Origin of the sequence: Collinsella aerofaciens, from assembly GCF_015556945.1 — a bacterium.
GTDB lineage: Bacteria > Actinomycetota > Coriobacteriia > Coriobacteriales > Coriobacteriaceae > Collinsella > Collinsella aerofaciens_AO.
This window is the reverse complement of the sequence record NZ_JADNNH010000022.1, coordinates 1-19,299: the sequence shown is the minus strand read 5'-3', so window position 1 is coordinate 19,299 and position 19,299 is coordinate 1. Positions and strand designations below refer to the sequence as shown.

Below are 19,299 nucleotides of genomic sequence, written 5' to 3'. Positions count from 1 at the left end.
CGACATCGTTGCCGCCCGGGTCTTTGTTTCAACTATGAGGATACGGTCCCAACGACCGACATCCTGCATACAGACTCAAGCGAGTCTTACGCCTTGACGGTCGCAACGCCCCTGAAGGACATGCTCGTCGTGCCGATGCCCTTGAAGCCATCGAGGGCCTCGCCGTTGGGCGCAGTGGACGGATCGTCCCAAGAAGCGGAGACGGTCTTGACGTGGACAACGGGGTACAGAACGGCGTTGTCGGCAATGATGTCGAAGCACTCGTTCCACTTCTTCTGCTGCTCGTCGCCCTCGGCGGCAAGAGCCTCGTCCATGAGACTGTGGAGCTTCTGCCACTCAGCGGACTCCTTCCACGGGCAACGGGTCTGCATCCAGACGTTGTCGCCGTACCACCAGTTGAGCAGCAGGTCGGGGTCGGCGCCGAAGCAGGAAGGATCGCCAGGGGCAAGGAGGATATCGTAGGCCTCGCCGCCGTCGATGGCAGCGTAGGTGGCCGGCGAGGTATCGGTCTGGATGGTCACATCGAAGCCGAGAGCGTCGAGGTCGTTCTTGACCTGGGCGGCCATGCCCTTAATCTGCTCGTTGTCGGTGGTGCGCAGGGTGATGGCACCCGGAGTGATGCCAGACTCCTCGATGAGCTTCTTAGCCTTCTTGGCGTCGGTCTTGTACACCGTGGAAGCCTCATGATAGTTGGTGAAGCTCTTGGGCAGGTAGCAGCTGGCAGCGGTGGCAAGGCCGGCGAAGGTGTTGCTGACCATCTTCTCGGTGTCGAGCGCATACATGACAGCCTGACGGACCTTGACGTTGTTCCAAGGCTCCTTGGCGACGTTGAACATGATGAAGCGGGTGCCGAAACCCTGAACGTTATCGATCTTGCAGCCGGCGCTCTCAAGCTGGTCGACGGCGTCAGCGGTAACGAGCTCCATAACGAGCGTGGAGCCCTCCTGCTGAGCGGTAACGCGAGCGGTGGGGTCGGTCAGGATGCTGTACTGGATCTTCTTATCCTCGGCAGCATACTCACCGTTGTACTCAGGATTGGGAACCAGGGTAATCTCGGTATCGGAGATAGAGTCGTACATCCAGGGGCCGGAGCCGATCGGCTGCTTGGCGCGATCCTCCTCGGTCTGAGTGGCCGGGGTAACGCGGACGATGGCCAGACGATCCTTGAGCAGGGAGAAGTTGGGGACCTTGGTCTTGACCGTCACGGTGCTGGCGTCCTTGGCCTCGATGGACTCGAAGGGCTGGAAGAACGGAGCATAGGTAGCGGAAGCGGCGCAAGCGGTGTAGGAGGCGACAACATCGTCAGCGGTGACCTCGGTGCCATCGGAGAACTTGGCACCCTTGCGGATGGTGACCTCGAAAGTGGTGTCGTCCACAGACTTGGGATCGTCGGTGGCGAGCTCGTTGAAGGTGCTGTAGTCGTGGTAATCGATGCCGTAGAGGCCCTCGACGACGTGCCAGTTAGCACCCAGGCCCACAGCGGAGCCGGTGCTGGCGGGATCGAAGCTGGACGGAGCGTAAGCGGAACCAGCGGTGATCACGCCGCCGCCACGGTTGGCGGAATCGGTGGAACCGGAAGCGGAACCCTCGTCGCTAGAGCTGCCACCGCAGCCGGTGAGACCAAGCCCTGCGACAGCAGCGACGCTGCCGGTGAGGCCGAGGAACGAACGCCTGGACATACCCTTGTTGATGATGGCCATGTCTTCTCCTATCAATAGAGAATCTTACTCGGGAGCACCTAGACTTGCCCCCGCGCAACTTGCGGACGATATATACCTTACCTACCGACGAACCCAACTGAGGTGCCGCGCTCGGCGACCGATACATACATCCGCTTGAACGGTATTTACTACCGTTCACCGAATTCGTTGACAAACGATTCGCCAGACAGTATGTATCGGCGAGGTGAGATATCAGTCTTCGTCAACCCGCAGGATAGCAGGGTTGTTCACAATGACTAGTCAAACGTTTTAGCGTTAATAAAACCCGAAACCAGCATGCAATCATGGCGAAATAAATGGTTGAAAATCACGCAATCATGTATATCAGAAGTTTAGGCCCGTGTTTAGCTATCGGAATGGCCAGCCGCCGCCTCGGCGCGCTCGGCATTCCACGCAACGAGCGCCTCGTGGACCGCCTTGGCAACATCGGCAGGTATGCCGCGAACTTCCGCGATCTCTTGCTCGCTCGCCGCGCGCAAACGCTTCATCGAGCCAAAATGGCGCATAAGGGCACGTTTTCTGGTGGGTCCCACGCCTGGAACGTCATCGAGTACCGAAACTGTCATGGCTTTATCGCGCAACTCACGATGGAATGTGATTGCAAAACGGTGCGATTCATCGCGCACCTGTTTAATTAGATAGAGCGACGCGGATCCGGTCGGAAGCACGACGGGAGTCTCGTCCCAAGGCACGAAAACCTCCTCATCGGCCTTTGCCAAGCCACAAACTGGTATATCGAGCCCAAGAGCCTCAAGTTGCTTGATCGCAGCGGTCAATTGCGGCTTACCGCCATCGACAACGAGCAAATCGGGGCGCGAGCCAAAGCGCTCGTCGGCCATGCGCTCGGGAGCATAGCGTCGTCCCAAAACCTCGAACATCGACACGAAGTCGTTTGCCTCGTCCAATTCGGCCTGAATTTTAAAACGACGGTACTGGCTCTTGTCGGCGCGTCCGTTGGTAAACACCACCATCGAGGCGACGGTAAAGGTTCCGTGCAGCGTCGAGATATCGAAGCACTCGATACGCATCGGCGGCGCCGGCAGCGCCAGCGCGCTTTCGAGCTCCAGGAGCGCTTGATTGGTGCGGTCGTCAGCGTACCCCGTTCGCATCATGTAGCGCATGAGGGCATGGCGCGCATTTTTGGATGCCATATCGAGCAAACGGTGCTTTTCGCCACGCTGCGGCCTATGGAGATGGCAGGAACGCTCGCGCTTGCCTGCAAGCCACTCCCCCAGCGCCTCTGCATCCTCAAGCTCGACAGAGAGGTTTATCTCAGCTGGAATATCGGCCGTCTCGTCGTAATAGCGCTTAAGAAAGCCCGATTGAAGCTCTTCCTCGTCGACATCCAGGCCTTTATCGAGGATGAACTCACAAGTTCGAACCGTTCGGCCCTCGCGAACGACAAAGACACAGGCGGCAGAGATAGTCTCTTCGCGATAGAAGCCGATGACGTCGATATCGACGCTCGATGGAAAAACGACCTGTTGGCGATCGTCCAGGCCCCTAATGACTTCCAGGCGACGCTTGACGCGCGCCGCACGTTCAAAATCGAGCGTCTCGGCTGCCTCCGTCATCTCGGACGTAAGCTCGTCGACGACATCCTTGCGATGGCCCGACAAGAAACGTTCGACACGCTTGACGTTCTTGGCATAGTCGGCAGGGGAAATCGCGCCGACGCATGCGCCCGGCCCGCGCCCGACATGGTAGTCAAAACAGGGACGCCCGTTTTGCGCGCAAATCATATTGACGATGTCTTCTTCGCCCTTATGAGATTCGACGATGCGGCGGCAGCGGCGCCATTCCGCACAGGATGCCGAGCAAATAGGAATGACCTTGCGTAGCGTATCGATGGTCTCACGCGCCGCACGACTATCGGTATAGGGGCCAAAATAGCGCGTGCCGGGCTTATGGCGCTCGCGCGTGTATTTAATAGCGGGAAATAGATCGCTTTTAGTGATGGCGATAAAGGGATAGCTTTTATCGTCCTTAAGGTCGACGTTGAAGTACGGATGGTACTGGCCGATCAGATTGCGCTCGAGCACCAATGCCTCGTGCTCGGTCTCCACCACGATATAGTCGAAGCTCGCCACCAGCTGCATCATGAGCGGGATCTTTTGACGCTCGTCCTGCAGCGTCACGTATTGACGCATACGGGCACGCAAGTTTTTTGCCTTGCCCACATAGATGACATCGCCCTTGGCATCTTTCCAAAGGTAGCAGCCGGGTTGCGTGGGAACGCGCGAAACCTGCTCGGCAAGTGTTGGAATGTTGTCGTGACCTGCCACACGCACCTACTTGCGACGAAGCAGCGCCGAGACCTCGGGCATCTTAAGGACGACGGCAAGGCCAAAGGTAACAGCAAGCGAGACGACACCGGCAATGCAAACGTAGCCAAGAGTAATCAGAATCGAGCCGCCAAGTGCGCCGACAAAGTGCTCAAGCGCCCGCATGACGCCGGCGCCTGCGGCAGCACCCAGGCCACCGAGCAAAAGGCCAAAGAAACCGCCATGCAGGATAGATTTGACCTGAAGACCACGCAGACGACGACGCAGCCACCACAGCGAACAACCGACCAAGATCACGTAGTCGACGACATACGAAAGCGCAATTGCCGGCATACCGAAGCCCAGCACAACGCCAAACAGCAGAACCGAGCCGGCCTGGCCGATGGCGGAATACAGGCAATAGCGGCTATAGGGCTTCATGTCGAGCAAGGCAGAGAAGCTCTTCTGCATCAACACGACCACGCCGTAGAGCGGCAGCGAGAACGCCAGGTAGACAAGGAACTCGGACACCAGCGCCACGCCGGACTCATCAAACTTGCCGGCACAGTAAATCAAGTTGAGCGGACGCGCGAAGACAATCAGGTACAGCGCGAACGGAATCAGGAAGAACAGCATCTGGGCGACGCCACGCGAAATGCCCGTGCGAACGCTGTCGTAATCCTTCTCCTGTGCGTCGTGAGAGAGCTCGGTATAGAGCGCCGTCGAAAGCGAGGCGGCAATCAGCGCGTAGGGCAGCGTGTACCACAGGCGCGCATAGGCGATGACGGAAGGACCAGTCTCGGGCTGGACCACCAGCGCGGCAGCGTTGGTGATAGAAGTCGAGACAAACATGCACACCGTGGCGAGCAGCGTCGGGATACCGAGCGCAATCGTCTGGCGCAGCGCGGGGTCCTTAAAGTCGATATGGATATGGGGATGCACGCCGTGCTTGCCAAGCGCGGGGATCTGACATGCCATCTGAACAAAAACACCGAGGGTCGTACCGGCCGCAATCAAGATGATGCCGGCACGTTCACCAAACTGTGCGGACACGGGCGCAAAACCCATAAAGCTCGCAATGACGATCACATTGTTGAGGACCGGGGCAAACGTCGACCAGAAGTAGTCGCGGTGTGCGTTGAGAACGCCCGAAAACACCGAGCCCAAACCATAAAACAGAATCTGGATGGCAAAGAAACGGAACATGAACGCAGCGGTATCCATGCTGCCGCCGTCACCCGAAAGGAACGATTGCGTCCAGATAAAGCCCGGGGCGAACACGGTCCCCAGCAACGAAATGCCACCCAGCACCAAAAGTAGAATGCCAAGCAGGTTGCCCACGTACTCGTTTGAGGCCTCGCGACCCTGCTCACGCCTCACGCCCATGTACACGGGCAAAAACGCCGTCACGAGCATGCCGCCCATCACGAGTTCGTAGAGCATATTGGGCAGGTTGTTGGCGACCTGATAGGAGGACGAGAGTAGCGACATGCCGATAGCGGCCGCCATTGCCCACGTGCGGATAAAACCGGTAACGCGAGACACGATGGTCAGAATGGTCATAAGCCCAGCGGAACGACCAACCGTGGAGTAGTCCGACGAGCCCATGTCGTCAGTGTCATCTCGCGACGAAGAAGCTTCGGATGAGGGTGTCTGAGGCGCAGATTCTTTTGCAAAATGAGCTCCGCGCTTTGATTCTTCCTGCGGCATCGCTCAGTCCTCTCTCGTGATCGGGGCAACCGTCGCCCCGCAAAATGCAACTAAGTCATCGGGAGCAAGCTCAAGCTGATAGCCGCGCTTGCCGCCCGAGATAAAAATGGTATCCCAAAGGATACATGTCTCATCAATCAGAGTCCGGAAGCGTTTTTTCATACCGACCGGACTGCAACCGCCGCGGACATACCCCGTCGCGGCAAGCAAATCTTTGACATGCATCATGGTCAGCGACTTTTCGCCTGCGGCGCGCGCGGCGGCCTTGAGGTCGAGCTCGTCGGCAACGGGAATGCAGCACACGACATGGTCGTTGGACGGTGTCACACAGACCAAAGTCTTAAATCCTTGACCGGGCTCCTCGCCAAGCTGCTCCGAAATCGCGACCCCCAGGCCCACCGACTCATCGCCATCGTCTTCGTACGTATGTAGAACATAGGAAATGCCGGCGCTTTCCAGCTCGCGCATCGCATTGGTTTTTGACGTCTTAACAGCCTTTGCCATGGCACATCCTTTCCCCCGCAGAGCGATGTAAGGATTAAGTATAGGGCCAATTCCGCCGCATATGCCATCTCGACACACAGAAGCGCCACCGAATCAGAAGGAATCGGTGGCGCGTCGGTGCTACAACATCTCTTTACTGTGCGTCGAGCTGCGCCTGACGCTCACGGTCACGCTTGAGCAACGGCGCCAAGAACTTGCCCGTGTAGCTCTGCGAACATGCCGCGACTTGCTCCGGCGTGCCTGAGACCACGACGGTTCCGCCGCCGTTACCGCCCTCGGGACCCATATCGATCAGGCGGTCGGCAACCTTGATGACATCAAGGTTGTGTTCAATCACCAGCACCGTGTTGCCCGCATCGACCAAGCGCTGCAGTACATCGAGCAGCTGGCGGACGTCCTCAAAATGAAGGCCGGTCGTCGGCTCGTCCAAAATATAGAACGTCTTGCCCGTCTGGCGTCGATGAAGCTCCTTGGCGAGCTTTACACGCTGCGCCTCGCCGCCCGAAAGCGTCGTGGCGGGCTGGCCCAGGCTCACGTAGCCCAAGCCTACATCGTACAGCGTCTGGAGCTTGCGCTTAATCTGCGGGATATTCCCAAAGAAGGCCAGCGCCTCGGTAACGCTCATGTCGAGCACGTCCGAGATGGTCTTGCCACGATAGGTGACCTCGAGTGTCTCGCGGTTGTAGCGTTTACCGCCGCAAACTTCACAGGGAACGTAGATATCGGGAAGGAAGTGCATCTCGATCTTGATCTGTCCGTCGCCCTTGCACGCCTCACAGCGCCCGCCACTCACATTAAAGGAGAAACGACCTGGCGAGTAGCCGCGCGCCTTCGACTCCGGCGTACTCGCAAACAGTGCGCGAAGATCATCCCACAGGCCGATATAGGTAGCAGGGTTGGAACGCGGCGTGCGGCCAATCGGCGACTGGTCGATATCGATAACCTTATCGATACACTCGATGCCCTCGATTTTCTTATACGGACCCACAGGGCGCGTCGAGCGGTGAATGGCATTCGTAAGGGCAGGCGCAATGGTGTCGGTAACTAGGGAGCTCTTGCCCGATCCCGACACGCCGGTAACAACCGTAAGCGTACCAAACTCGATCTTGGCAGTAACGTTTTTGAGGTTGTTGGCTCGAGCGCCCGTAATTTTAAGGCAGCCGCGACCGGGTTTGCGCCGTTCATCAGGCACCCGGATCATTCGTTTGCCGGTCAGATAAGCGCCCGTCATCGACTCAGGACACGCCATGATATCGGCAGGCGTTCCCGCCGCGACTACGTGTCCGCCGTTGACGCCGGCGCCGGGCCCCATGTCGATCACGTAGTCGGCGGCACGGATTGTATCCTCGTCGTGTTCGACGACGATAACGGTATTGCCGATATCGCGCAGGCGCTCGAGCGTCTTGATCAGGCGCTCGTTGTCACGCTGATGAAGACCGATCGAGGGCTCATCCAGAATATAGAGCACGCCCATGAGACCCGCGCCGATCTGCGTTGCCAGTCGAATACGCTGTGCCTCGCCACCGGAAAGCGTCGCCGAGGCACGATCGAGCGTCAGATAGTCGAGTCCAACATCGACCAGAAAACGCAAGCGCTCCAGGATTTCCTTGACGATACGGCCGCCGATAAACCGTTGACGCTCGGTAAGTTCCAAGCCCTCAAAAAACTCGAGCGACTCACGGCACGACAGGCAACAAACCTCGTAAATGGACTTGCCGCCCACGGTGACGGCGAGCATCTCAGGGCGCAAACGAGCGCCGTGGCAGCTCGAGCACGGTTCCTCGCGAATGTACTTCTCCAGGCGCGCCTTGGTGTTCTCGTTCGTCGTCTCGGCATAGCGTTCGTACAGGATGTTGCGAACGCCCGAAAACTTTGTATCCCACTGGCTACGACGTCCGTCGAGCTTTTGGTAGTCGACCGAGATCTTCGTATCGCCCAGGCCATCCAAGAATGCACGACGCACGCGAGGGGGCAAGTCCTCCCACGGCGTATCGGCGCTCACCTTAAAGTGTTTGCAGACCGCAGCAAAAATCTGCGGATAGTAGTTCGAATTGCCAAACAGGCTACCAAAGACTCCGTCGGCAATGGACTTCGAGGGGTCCTCAATCAGCGCCTCGGCATCAACGGTTTTCTTAAAGCCCAGGCCGTCGCACTCAGGACATGCGCCATAGGGAGCGTTGAACGAAAAATCACGCGGCTGAAGATCGTCAATGGAGTGTCCATGCTCCGGGCACGCCAAGGCCAACGAATACTCCAGCAGTTCGCCCTCGGTCCCCTCGGGAGCATCGCGATCGGGCAGCATGTACACGTTTACATTGCCGTGCGCCAAGGCAGTGGCCTGTTCAACAGACTCGGCGATACGGCCCAGAGAATTCTCACGGATCACGATGCGATCGACTACGACCTCGATATCGTGCTTGAATTTCTTATCCAGATCGATCGGATCGTCGAACGAGCGCACTTCACCGTCGACACGCACGCGGCTAAAGCCCTCGGCGCGAAGGTCCTCAAACAGTTTGGTGTACTCGCCTTTTCGCCCGCGCACCACCGGTGCCAGCACAAACGCGCGGCGGCCCTCCCCCGCCGCCAAGACCTTGTCGGCAACCTGGTCGGTCGTCTGGCGCTCAATGACGCGGCCGCATTCGGGACAGTGCGGGGTGCCCACACGGGCGAACAGCAGGCGCAGATAGTCATAAATCTCGGTTACGGTGCCAACCGTAGAGCGAGGGTTTTTAGACGTCGTCTTTTGGTCGATCGACACCGCCGGCGAAAGGCCGTCGATTGAATCCAAGTCGGGTTTGTCCATCTGGCCCAAGAACTGGCGCGCATAGCTCGAAAGACTCTCGACGTATCGACGCTGGCCCTCGGCATAGATAGTGTCAAATGCCAGCGAACTCTTGCCCGAGCCAGAAAGACCGGTAATGACCACGAGTTGGTCACGCGGAATGGAAACATCGATATCACGGAGGTTGTGCTCACGAGCGCCGCGAATAATGATAGAAGAATCAGACATGGAAGCTCCTTGCCTCCTATTGCATCGAATCATACTGTCGATGAGTTTAGCGCACTCGACGCGCACAGATGTTCGTAATACAAGATTCGCAGACCTTTAGCTTTGCGTATCGGGCGCTTTGTTTCTCGAAATGCCGTGGAAAGGTTACAGTAATCTAATACTGAACTTAATTTGCCGTAACAGAGGAACGTCCATGACCGAAGATATCCCCCTTGAAATCACTTCGAGTGACATGGCCAATCTGCCCATATTCATCGCCGTCCTTATCGTGGCCACCGTCGTCGTGCGCGTGTATTTTTCAATCAAACACAATGAAAAGCCACCCATTGCCCGCGTCTTTTGGTGCGCGACGCTCCTCATCCCGCTCGGCATGGTAGCTGCATGGATTACGAATCAATTGCTCGTAAATGAGGACAGTTCCCTATGGGTCCTTTCTTATTCGGCGCTCGGTGCTGCCGCCGTCATACTTCTTGTCGAGCCCTTGGTTTCGGGACTTATCGACCAAACCGATCTTGCGACGGGAACGGTTGCCTGTATTTGCCGTGACATCCTTGTCATCGCCGCTGTTTCAGCGCTCTCGTTCGTTTCACTCGAAATTGCCTGCAACGAAACGTTCTATCGCATTCCCGCCAACTCATTCGGGTTTTCCGTCGGGCTGCTCGCGACGGTTCTGCTCTCCCTTTATTTGCTGGGACAGCGTCATGGAGGCGTCATGGCCCTCGTGCCCGTCGCCTGTTGCATCCTTGGCATTGCCGAGCACTTCGTCATAACGTTTAAAGGCGAGGCCATCCTGCCAAGCGATATCTTGGCCCTTGGCACCGCAATGGAAGTGAGCGAGGGATACGAGTTTACCTTTACCGCCGGAATCGTAACCTCTCTAGCCCTGCTGGAGATTTCCCTGGGGCTTCTTTCGCTTATCCGACCGAGAAAGCTCCGTACGCCCACCCATGTCTTCCCCGCAATCGCCGCTAACCTCTGCGCTTTTCTGCTAGTGACCGTTGTGGGGCTCTCGGGCTTTTCCAGCATCGACTTGGAGCAGGCGCTGAATTTTGGATTTGACCGTTGGCAGCCCATCACCACGTATGCGTCTCAGGGTTTTATCACTTCGTTCACTGAAATGGTCAACGAGTTGCCCATTGAGAAGCCCGAAGACTATACGCCCGATGAGGCGCAGAGCATCGAGCAGGAGCTCGCCGCCACCTACGACAGCACGTATGGCTCGAGCGAGCAGCGCGCGGCGGCCGTTGCCCAGTTCAATGAAATCAAGCCGACGATTGTTGCCGTCATGAACGAGAGTTTTAGCGACCTTTCGTGCTTTGAGCAGCTCCAGGCGGCCGGGTACACCGGCCCCGCATTCTACAACTCGCTTCCCGACACACTTGTTCGCGGCACCATGCTCGCTTCGGTCACCGGTGGCGGAACGGCAAACTCCGAATTCGAATTTTTGACCGGAGCGACAACGGCCTTTGTCGGATTAGGCAAGATCCCCTATCAGCTGTATCAGATGAATGGCGTCAACAGCCTGGCAAGGGACCTTAAAGAGCTTGGGTATACCGCTACCGCCATGCACCCGCAAAACCCCGTCAACTACCATCGAGATAAAATCTATCAGCAGCTGGGCTTTGGAGACTTTCTTTCGATCGGCGATTTCGAAGGTGCGCCCTGTTACCATGCCGGCGTATGCGACTACGCCACCTATGACAAGATACTCGACCTGCTGAGGACCGACGACGCTCCGCAGTTCATCTTCGATGTCACGATGCAAAATCACGGCGGCTACGACTATGGCACCGTTCCCGCCGAAGAGCTGACAAACTATTGGGTCGAGGGAGCCAGCGAGGGCGCCAATAGCGCGCTCAACACCTATCTCACCTGCATCAACGCATCCGACCGGGACCTCGAGTACTTTATCAACGAGCTCCGCAATATCGGCAGACCGGTTGTTCTTGTCTTTTTTGGCGACCATCAGCCGAGCGCCGCAACGACTCTCAACGACGAGCTGTACCCTCAGGAAGATACGGCAAGCCACGCTTTCCGTATCTATCAGTCGACATATTTTGTCTGGGCTAACTATGAAATCGCCGGCAATACCGAGCTCAACGTCTACGACACCGTCGGGGCAAACGAGGTTGCAGCCATTACCCTTAATAAGATCGGCGCCCCGCTCACCGACTATCAAAAGGCCCTGCTTGCAACAAGGTCAGATGTGCCCACCATCAATGTCGCCGGCTACCTTGGTGCCGACGGGCTGCGCTACGACTTGGAATCTGAAGACAGCCCATACGCCTCGACGATCGACAAGCTGCAGCGCATGCAATACCTCGAGTTCGCCAGCAAAGTTCAGTAAGCCCGCCCATTCGCTTGGACCCATCGTATTGCAAGCACGCTCGGCCCAAATGCATCGTAAATGACTCCCGCTCGCAAACGAGGGTACAATGACGCTCGTGTCACATCACGGGGCCCCGGCCCCAACATATACAAAGGAGTCATACATGGGTTGCGAGCACGCACAGGCCGCCGGCGGACAAACGTCGCCGTCGCAATTTGAGGAGAATACGCTGTCCGAGGTCAAACGCGTCATCGCCGTGCTTTCCGGCAAGGGCGGTGTCGGCAAGTCGTTTGTCACCGGTGCCATCGCCACCGAGCTTGCCCGTCACGGCCACAAGGTCGGCGTCCTCGATGCCGACATCACCGGTCCCTCTATCCCCAAGATGTTCGGTATGAGCGGACGCCACGTCCATGCCCTTGGCAACCTCATGCTGCCTGAAATCTCCGAGCACGGCGTCAAGGTCATGAGCTCCAACCTTCTGCTCCAAAACGAGACCGACCCCGTACTTTGGCGCGGTCCGGTCATCGCAGGCGCCATCAGGCAGTTCTGGAGCGAGACCTCGTGGGGCCCCATCGACTACCTGCTGGTCGACATGCCTCCGGGAACAGGCGACGTCGCACTCACCGTCTTCCAGTCACTGCCCGTCGACGGCATCGTCATCGTCACGAGCCCGCAGGATCTGGTCTCGATGATCGTCGCCAAGGCGGTCAACATGGCCGAGAAGATGAACGTCCCCATTCTGGGCATCGTCGAGAACATGAGCTATATTGAGTGCCCCGACTGCGGCAAGAAGATCGAGGTCTTTGGCAAGAGCAAGCTCCCCGAGGTCGCAGAGCGCTATAACCTCGACATCTTGGGCACGCTTCCCATTAATCCGGCACTCGCCGAGGCCTGCGATAAGGGCGAGGTCGAGACCGCGCTGCCCGATGGCATGTTGCCCAAGGCAGTCTCTGCCGTCGAGGCTATTACCCCGCACGAGACCGACGAGGCCTAAGTGAACACGAGCGCCTTCTATGACGTCCTGGTAATCGGCGGCGGGGCTTCAAGCCTCGCCGCCGCCATTACGGCCGCACGTGCTGGCAAAAGCGTCTGCATCGTTGAGCGCGATGTCGCCTGCGGCCTTAAGCTCCTTGCGACCGGTAACGGCCGCTGCAACCTCTCCAACGAATCGATTGATCCTCAGCGGTATAACCACCCCGCATTCGTCGAATCTGTCATGGGCCCCCAACCCGAACAAGAGCTTATGGGTTTCTTCTCCTCGCTGGGCATCATGACAACCTCCGAGGAAGGCCGGCTGTACCCGCGCTCCCTTCGCGCCGAATCGGTGCGCGACGCACTTCTCAATGTTTGCGACCGCCTGGGTATCACCTTAATCTGCGGAGCCAACGTTGCCTCGGCACACAAAGCTTCCGAAGGCTGGGCACTCCAAATAGACCGTCCAGCGCGGGCGCTCAAGGCAAAAAAGCACGACGACCGAAAATCGGAGCTCCGCTCGCTTCGGAAAGCGCTCGCCGATGTCCCTCGCAAGAACGAGGCCCTGGAGGCACATGCCGTAATTATCGCCACGGGTGGCAACCCCACCGGTATCGCCGATACGTTTCGCCTCCCCCTCACTTCGCTGCGCCCCATCCTCTGCCCCGTATCGGCAACGGTCGTCGGCGATCGGGCGGCACTCAAGACGTTGGATGGCCTGCGCGTCCGCGCCCGCTTGACGCTCGCCCGCAATCATAATGAGCTCTGGCACGAAGACGGTGAAGTCCTGTTTCGAACCTTCGGTATCTCGGGCGTCGCTGTCTTCAACCTCTCCCGTCGTATCCAGCGCGGCGATACGATCCTGCTCGACGTTTTCCCCGACCTCTCTAAAGACGAGTTGCTCGATATGCTTAACCGGCGCGTTGAGCTGCTCGGCGGCTTTTCGCCCCGCGATCCCCGTTGGCTCGACGGTATGCTTGCCCCGCAACTCTCCCGCGTCGTCTGCACAGCGTTCGAGCAGTGCCATCCAGGCTCCAACGATGTCATCCACCTGGTCTCGATCCTCAAGCACTTTAAGCTGCTCGTCGAAGGAACCGCCGAGGAGCGCTCGGCACAGGTCACGCGTGGTGGCGTATCTGTCGAGAGTATCTCAACACCCAGTCTGCGCGCGCGCAGCGTTGTCGACGCCCCGCTTTACGTCTGCGGCGAAGCGCTCGACATCGACGCCGATTGCGGAGGCTTTAACCTTGCGTGGGCATGGCTCTCGGGCATTCGCGCTGCAAGCAGCCTGTAGCCGCGCAGTCTATAATCAAAAACGCATTCGGGCCGTCTGGGATACCGGACGGCCTCTTTCTTGCCTCTAAGGAGACCTCGATGATCGAAATCACCCAAGTCAACGCTTCGCTCGATGAAGCCGGCGATGAAAATGCCTGCCTCATTGTTGGCAAGCGAGTCGCCAAGCGCGTCCTACGTTGCAAGGACTCCGAGATCAAGTCCATCGAGCTCCACCGCAAGTCAATCGACGCTCGCAAAAAACGAGACGTCCATTTTATCCTGAGCTTTCGTGTTGAGCTGACCAGTCCCCACCTCGAGCGAGAAGCGGTCGACAGCGTTTCCGAACGTGACCGCTCGCTCGTACGCGCGATAGAAGACGATGAGCCTTCATTCCCCTCCCCCATTTCCGACGCATCCAAAGAGCGCCCCGTCGTTGTCGGCGCCGGATGCGCCGGCCTTTTCGCTGCGCTCACGCTCGCCGAAGCAGGTCTTAAGCCCTTGCTTATCGAGCGCGGCGACCCGGCATTTCGCCGCTCGCAGGCGATCGACCTCTTTCTAAAGGAGCGCATCCTCGACCCCGAGAGCAATATCCAGTTTGGCCTGGGCGGCGCGGGGACCTTCTCGGACGGCAAGCTCAATACGGGAACCAAAAATCCCGCCCATCGCCTTATCCTCGAAACCTTCGTCGAGGCGGGCGCGCCCCGCGATATTCTGTGGGATGCCAAGCCGCACATTGGCTCCGACATCCTTCCCACGGTTGTCACCGCTATATCCCAGCGCATCGAGCAGCTCGGAGGTGTCGTCCGTTATCGAACAAAGCTCGTCGACATTCACATCGACGCGTCTGGCGCCATTACCGGTATTGATGTCCAATCGTCCCAAGACGCCGCTTGCGAGCCAATCGAGACAAAGCACCTCATCCTCGCCTGCGGGCATTCTGCTCGCGATATTTTTGAGCTCCTTAAGGACCACAACGTGGCCCTCGCACAAAAGACCTTTGCCATGGGCGTTCGCATCGAGCATCCGCAGCGCGACATCGATCGAGCCCAATATGGAGCCTTGGCGGGACATCCAGCGCTCGGGGCGGCCCCTTACAAACTTGTTGCCCATCTTCCCAACGGCCGCAGCGTGTTCTCGTTTTGCATGTGCCCCGGCGGACAGGTTGTCGCCGCCTCTTCCGAGCAGGGCCACCTGTGCGTCAACGGCGCTAGCCTCAATGCCCGCGACGGACGCAACGCAAATGCCGCCTTGCTCGTTAACGTCACGCCTGAGGACCTTCCCAACGATGACCCGCTCGCCGGCATCGAGCTCCAGCGTGCCTGCGAGGCGGCCGCCTATCGCCTGGGCGGCTCCAACTGGAACGCACCGGCACAGCTCGTCGGAGATTTCCTCGCAGGACGCGCCAGCAAGGCGCCCGGAAAGGTAAAGCCCACCTATCCGCTCGGTGTGACCTGGACGGCAATTGACGAAGCCCTGCCGCAGCATATCGTCGAGTCGCTCCGCCTGGGACTTCCCCTACTCGGAAAAAAGCTACGAGGCTACGACCGTCCCGATGCCGTTCTTACCGGCGTGGAGACTCGTTCGAGCTCACCTGTCACTGTCACCCGAGACCGAACGTGCCATGCCGTGTCGACCCCGGGCCTCTACCCTTGTGGTGAGGGAGCTGGATATGCCGGCGGCATCATGAGCGCGGCCACCGACGGCATCCGTTGTGCTGAAGCCCTGATCGCAGACCTCTAACGCACAAATTCCAGCGCGCAAAAGACATAGGCCCCGAGCTCCACAGAGAACTCGGGGCCTGTTCGCTATTTCTTAAACCGTGCACCCTGGCGTTTTCTGCCCGATGCGAACGTGGAACCCTTGCGGGCCTGCGAGCGTAAGCGCTCGATCGTCTCGTCCTCAGACGCACCCTCGAGCATCGCCCGAATCTGAACGACGGCATCGCGCAGGCGCGCCGCCTCCTCAAAGTCCATAGCGGCAGAAGCGTTACGCATATCCTCTTCCATGGTTTCGACGATCCGCACAAGCTCGTCATGCGGCAGTTCTTCCAACTGCTCCGCAAGTGTCTGCTCGGGCGCCACCGTTTCCGGCACACCGCCCTCGCCCGACTCGTCGGGCGTATAGAATGCGCCATGGCCAAGAGAGTCGCCCTTCGAGCGTCCCTTGGAGCCCACGGTTTTTTCGGCCTCGGCAATAAAACTTGAGATGTCGTTGATGGCCTTGCGCACTGTCTTGGGCACAATGCCATGTTCTTCGTTATATGCCATCTGAATCTCACGACGGCGCTGCGTCTCCTCGATGGCCTCTTTCATCGAATCGGTCACAACGTCTGCATACATGATGACTTCGCCATCGGCGTTACGGGCCGCACGGCCAATCGTCTGAATCAGCGAACGGCGGTTGCGCAAGAAGCCTTCCTTATCGGCATCGAGAATTGCCACCAGTGAGACCTCGGGGAGATCCAAGCCCTCGCGAAGCAGGTTGATGCCAACGAGAACATCGATCTTGCCTTCGCGCAGCGTTCGCAGGATCTCGACACGGTCCATTGTCGCCGTATCAGAGTGCATGTAGTTGACCTTAATGCCGGCATCAAGCAGATGGTCGGTCAGGTCCTCGGCCATGCGCTTGGTGAGCGTGGTCACCAGCACGCGCTCCTTGCGGGCCACGCGCTCGCGAATCTCGTCCTCAAGATCGTCAATCTGGCCTCGGACAGGACGAACGTCGATCTTGGGATCAAGCAGGCCGGTCGGACGAATGATCTGCTCAACGTCGTTTTGACTCACGCGCAACTCATAGTCGCCCGGCGTAGCCGAGACGTAGATGAACCGGGGAATCCTCGCCTCAAACTCATCGAAACGAAGCGGGCGGTTATCGAGCGCCGAGGGCAGGCGAAAACCGTGTTCCACCAGCGTCACCTTACGCGAGCGGTCACCTTCGTGCATGCCGCGAATCTGCGGCACCGTCACATGGCTCTCATCGATGATGCAGAGCATATCCTTGGGAAAGTAATCGATTAGGGTAAACGGCGGCTCGCCCGGTTTGCGACCGTCCAGATGACGCGAGTAGTTCTCGATGCCGTTGCAAAAGCCCATCGTCTCGAGCATCTCAAGATCATAATCGGTGCGCTGCTGCAGACGCTGCGCCTCGAGCAACTTGTCGGTCGCCTTGAGCTCTGCGACGCGCTTCTCGCACTCTTCGCTGATCGATTTCAGAGCCGCCTTGACCTTCGGCTTCTCGGTCACGTAGTGCGATGCCGGCCATACGGGGATGGCCTCGTACTCACGAAGCATCTCACCGGTGACCTCATCGATCTCGGCAATCAACTCGACCTCGTCGCCAAAAAACTCAAACCGCAACGGATGCTCGGCATAAGGCGGATACACGTCGACAACATCGCCGCGCACGCGGAACGTGCCGCGTGCCAGGTCATAGTCATTACGATCATATTGAATGTCGATAAGTGCATGGATAAAGTCATCGCGCTCGAGCGGCACCTTCTTGTCGACGTTTGGAGCTAGGCCCGCATAGTCCTCTGGAGAGCCAATGCCATAGATACACGAGACCGATGCAACGACGATCACATCGCGTCGAGAGAGCAGTGACGCGGTCGCCTGATGGCGCAGCATCTCGACCTCTTCGTTAATCGAGGAGTCTTTCTCGATATATGTATCGCTTTGTGGCACATACGCCTCGGGCTGATAGTAGTCGTAGTACGAGACGAAGTAGACCACAGCGTTATTGGGAAAGAACTCTTTGAGCTCGCTCGCAAGCTGAGCGGCGAGCGTTTTATTCGGAGCCATGACAAGGGTCGGCTTACCCAAGGCCTCAATGGTTTTGGCCATCGTAAAAGTCTTACCCGAACCAGTCACACCCAGCAAAACCTGATAGCGGTCTCCGTCCCTCACGCCCCGTACAAGCGACTCAATGGCCTTAGGCTGGGAACCAGCGGGCTCGTATGGAGACACGACCTTAAACGGCACATCAGCGCCCTCAACGCCAAAGCGCTTAAGTTCACCACCAACGCGTTCTACTTCAAATTCCGCCATGGATACTCCTAACTCATACATCTGCAGTATACGCAGGCGGTGGGCTTAGTCCTAAACGAACCGATCGGGATAGAGAGTCTTATATCGAACCCAGGCATTATTGACGCGGATCAGATAAGCCTGCGTCTCGGGAAAGGTGATTGCATTATGAAGCGACGTACTCTGCTGCGCCCATCCGTCGACATTGCCCATGCCGGCGTTATAGGCGGCAATGGCACTGTCAGTCGACCCGTTAAAATACGCTAGAAGATACGAGAGATACGCACAGCCAAACTCGATATTCGTAGCCGGATCGTTAAGGTTGTCGGCCGAATACTCGCCACCGTCGACAAGGCCTTTGGCGATCATATCCTGGGCAGTCTCGGGCATCAGCTGCATCAATCCCTGAGCACCCTGATTCGACTCGGCCTCGGAATCCCAATTCGATTCAGACTTAATGACAGCGCACACCAGATACGGATCCAGATTATGCGAAATACTGGATTGCTTTACATACGCCTCGTAGTCAATCGGATACAGCGGCTTAAAGAAAGCGGCAGGAGCATACGAGTAAACGAATGAGATAAGGCCGAAGGCAAAAACGGTAGCCAGCGGTATAAGGCGATACCACGTAAGGAAACGTGTCTTAGGCATCGGCCTCCTCCTTATCCACTACATCCCCGAACCCATGGCACGAAAGCCATGCGTCCAGTTGTTCAAAGAGCGAGTTATCGTCTGCCGCATTGTCAATCACAGTTGTAGCGAGATTGCACAGCGCAGACTCTTCGGGCTGGCAAGCAGAACGGGCATCGAAATCAGATGGCTCCATGCCACGTTGAATAGCGCGCTCGCGACGAACTGACAAAGGGGCGCTGATGACCAAAATTTCATCAGCCAAGCCAAATGCATCCTCAAAACCAGTCGGAGCAGAAACCTCGACCACCGCAAAGGGATAACGGGGAGACGAAACCGTACAACAAACCGGATCGAGAATCCTAAGCGAAAGCTGTTCAATGAGAACGGGATGCACAATGCCATTGAGCCGTGCGACCGAATCAGGAGAAGCAAAAGCTCGAGAAGCGAGGATGTTGCGGCGAATGCCGCCATCCTCATCCAAAATGTCCCAACCGAATTCATCCGCGAGAGCATTGACGATATCAGAGCCCGGCACATACAGCGATTTTGCAAGCTCATCCAGATCGATTAGCATAGCGCCACGAGATTCGAAATAGCGGCAGGCAGTCGACTTACCCGAAGCAATATTGCCCAAGACAAATACGGTAAACATCAAGCCCTCCCTAACGCCAATGCGAGTAATTATCGCTCAAATACACTAGAAGGACTCAAAATACAGCCAAACAGTAAGAGCGCATACGGGGGAACTAGGTCCCAAAGTACAACGTGTATATAACGCAAAAAAGGGGGAGGCCGCGAGGCCTCCCCCTTCTCAGTTCAAGCGTACGGCTCGGTGCCGTCCACCGGTCAG

At 57.8% G+C, this 19,299-nt stretch carries 12 protein-coding genes; 4 read left to right on the top strand and 8 right to left on the bottom strand.

The annotated features are described in order from the left end of the window. Positions 1 to 86: 86 nt before the first annotated feature. The 5 genes from I2F59_RS07180 to uvrA form a co-directional block, all read right to left on the bottom strand. A complete protein-coding gene (locus tag I2F59_RS07180; RefSeq protein ID WP_117647497.1) occupies positions 87 to 1,700 on the bottom strand; it encodes an ABC transporter substrate-binding protein in 1,614 nt (537 codons plus the stop codon). A gap of 365 nt (positions 1,701 to 2,065) precedes the next feature. Beyond that, the gene (gene uvrC / locus I2F59_RS07175; RefSeq protein ID WP_324249586.1) at positions 2,066 to 4,006 is read right to left on the bottom strand and encodes an excinuclease ABC subunit UvrC; all 1,941 of its coding nucleotides are present in this window, start codon (positions 4,004 to 4,006) and stop codon (positions 2,066 to 2,068) included. Positions 4,007 to 4,012: 6 nt separating this feature from the next. Continuing rightward, a complete protein-coding gene (murJ, locus tag I2F59_RS07170; RefSeq protein ID WP_195503710.1) occupies positions 4,013 to 5,593 on the bottom strand; it encodes a murein biosynthesis integral membrane protein MurJ in 1,581 nt (526 codons plus the stop codon). Positions 5,594 to 5,698: 105 nt separating this feature from the next. Continuing rightward, a complete protein-coding gene (ybaK, locus tag I2F59_RS07165) occupies positions 5,699 to 6,199 on the bottom strand; it encodes a Cys-tRNA(Pro) deacylase (protein ID WP_195503709.1) in 501 nt (166 codons plus the stop codon). Between the two features lie 133 nt (positions 6,200 to 6,332). After that, complete coding sequence (uvrA, locus tag I2F59_RS07160; protein ID WP_195503708.1) at positions 6,333 to 9,212, bottom strand: excinuclease ABC subunit UvrA; 2,880 nt, start codon at positions 9,210 to 9,212, stop codon at positions 6,333 to 6,335. A 193-nt stretch (positions 9,213 to 9,405) separates the two neighbouring features. On the opposite strand from uvrA, the gene I2F59_RS07155 reads away from it, so the two are divergent. The 4 genes from I2F59_RS07155 (at position 9,406) to I2F59_RS07140 (ending at position 15,528) form a co-directional block, all read left to right on the top strand. Further along, positions 9,406 to 11,559, top strand: coding sequence for an LTA synthase family protein (locus tag I2F59_RS07155; protein ID WP_195503707.1), 2,154 nt, complete (start codon positions 9,406 to 9,408; stop codon positions 11,557 to 11,559). A 145-nt stretch (positions 11,560 to 11,704) separates the two neighbouring features. Beyond that, complete coding sequence (locus tag I2F59_RS07150) at positions 11,705 to 12,535, top strand: Mrp/NBP35 family ATP-binding protein (protein WP_006236172.1); 831 nt, start codon at positions 11,705 to 11,707, stop codon at positions 12,533 to 12,535. Beyond that, a complete protein-coding gene (locus tag I2F59_RS07145) occupies positions 12,536 to 13,807 on the top strand; it encodes an NAD(P)/FAD-dependent oxidoreductase (protein ID WP_195503706.1) in 1,272 nt (423 codons plus the stop codon). Between the two features lie 80 nt (positions 13,808 to 13,887). Next, positions 13,888 to 15,528, top strand: a complete 1,641-nt coding sequence (locus I2F59_RS07140; RefSeq protein ID WP_195503705.1) for an NAD(P)/FAD-dependent oxidoreductase — start codon at positions 13,888 to 13,890, stop codon at positions 15,526 to 15,528. Positions 15,529 to 15,593: 65 nt separating this feature from the next. On the opposite strand, the gene uvrB is transcribed toward I2F59_RS07140, so the two are convergent. From uvrB to coaE, 3 genes are read right to left on the bottom strand one after another with little or no spacing between them, the layout of a single operon-like run. Then, positions 15,594 to 17,834: an excinuclease ABC subunit UvrB gene (gene uvrB, locus I2F59_RS07135; protein ID WP_195503704.1), complete on the bottom strand. Its 2,241-nt coding sequence runs from the start codon at positions 17,832 to 17,834 to the stop codon at positions 15,594 to 15,596. 51 nt (positions 17,835 to 17,885) lie between these two features. Continuing rightward, positions 17,886 to 18,467 carry a lytic transglycosylase domain-containing protein gene (locus tag I2F59_RS07130; RefSeq protein WP_195503703.1) on the bottom strand — a complete coding sequence of 194 codons (582 nt, stop codon included), beginning with the start codon at positions 18,465 to 18,467 and terminating at the stop codon, positions 17,886 to 17,888. Continuing rightward, the gene (gene coaE / locus I2F59_RS07125) at positions 18,460 to 19,101 is read right to left on the bottom strand and encodes a dephospho-CoA kinase (RefSeq protein WP_195503702.1); all 642 of its coding nucleotides are present in this window, start codon (positions 19,099 to 19,101) and stop codon (positions 18,460 to 18,462) included. The genes I2F59_RS07130 and coaE overlap by 8 nt, the downstream gene beginning before the upstream one ends. Between the last annotated feature and the right edge of the window lie 198 nt (positions 19,102 to 19,299).

Coding starts and splice junctions, on each gene's coding strand:
- murJ (WP_195503710.1), bottom strand. CDS start 5,593: ATGGGCTCGTCGGACTACTCCACGGTTGGTCGTTCCGCTGGGCTTATG.
- I2F59_RS07130 (WP_195503703.1), bottom strand. CDS start 18,467: ATGCCTAAGACACGTTTCCTTACGTGGTATCGCCTTATACCGCTGGCT.
- I2F59_RS07150 (WP_006236172.1), top strand. CDS start 11,705: ATGGGTTGCGAGCACGCACAGGCCGCCGGCGGACAAACGTCGCCGTCG.
- I2F59_RS07140 (WP_195503705.1), top strand. CDS start 13,888: ATGATCGAAATCACCCAAGTCAACGCTTCGCTCGATGAAGCCGGCGAT.
- uvrB (WP_195503704.1), bottom strand. CDS start 17,834: ATGGCGGAATTTGAAGTAGAACGCGTTGGTGGTGAACTTAAGCGCTTT.
- I2F59_RS07180 (WP_117647497.1), bottom strand. CDS start 1,700: ATGGCCATCATCAACAAGGGTATGTCCAGGCGTTCGTTCCTCGGCCTC.
- ybaK (WP_195503709.1), bottom strand. CDS start 6,199: ATGGCAAAGGCTGTTAAGACGTCAAAAACCAATGCGATGCGCGAGCTG.
- I2F59_RS07155 (WP_195503707.1), top strand. CDS start 9,406: ATGACCGAAGATATCCCCCTTGAAATCACTTCGAGTGACATGGCCAAT.
- uvrA (WP_195503708.1), bottom strand. CDS start 9,212: ATGTCTGATTCTTCTATCATTATTCGCGGCGCTCGTGAGCACAACCTC.
- coaE (WP_195503702.1), bottom strand. CDS start 19,101: ATGTTTACCGTATTTGTCTTGGGCAATATTGCTTCGGGTAAGTCGACT.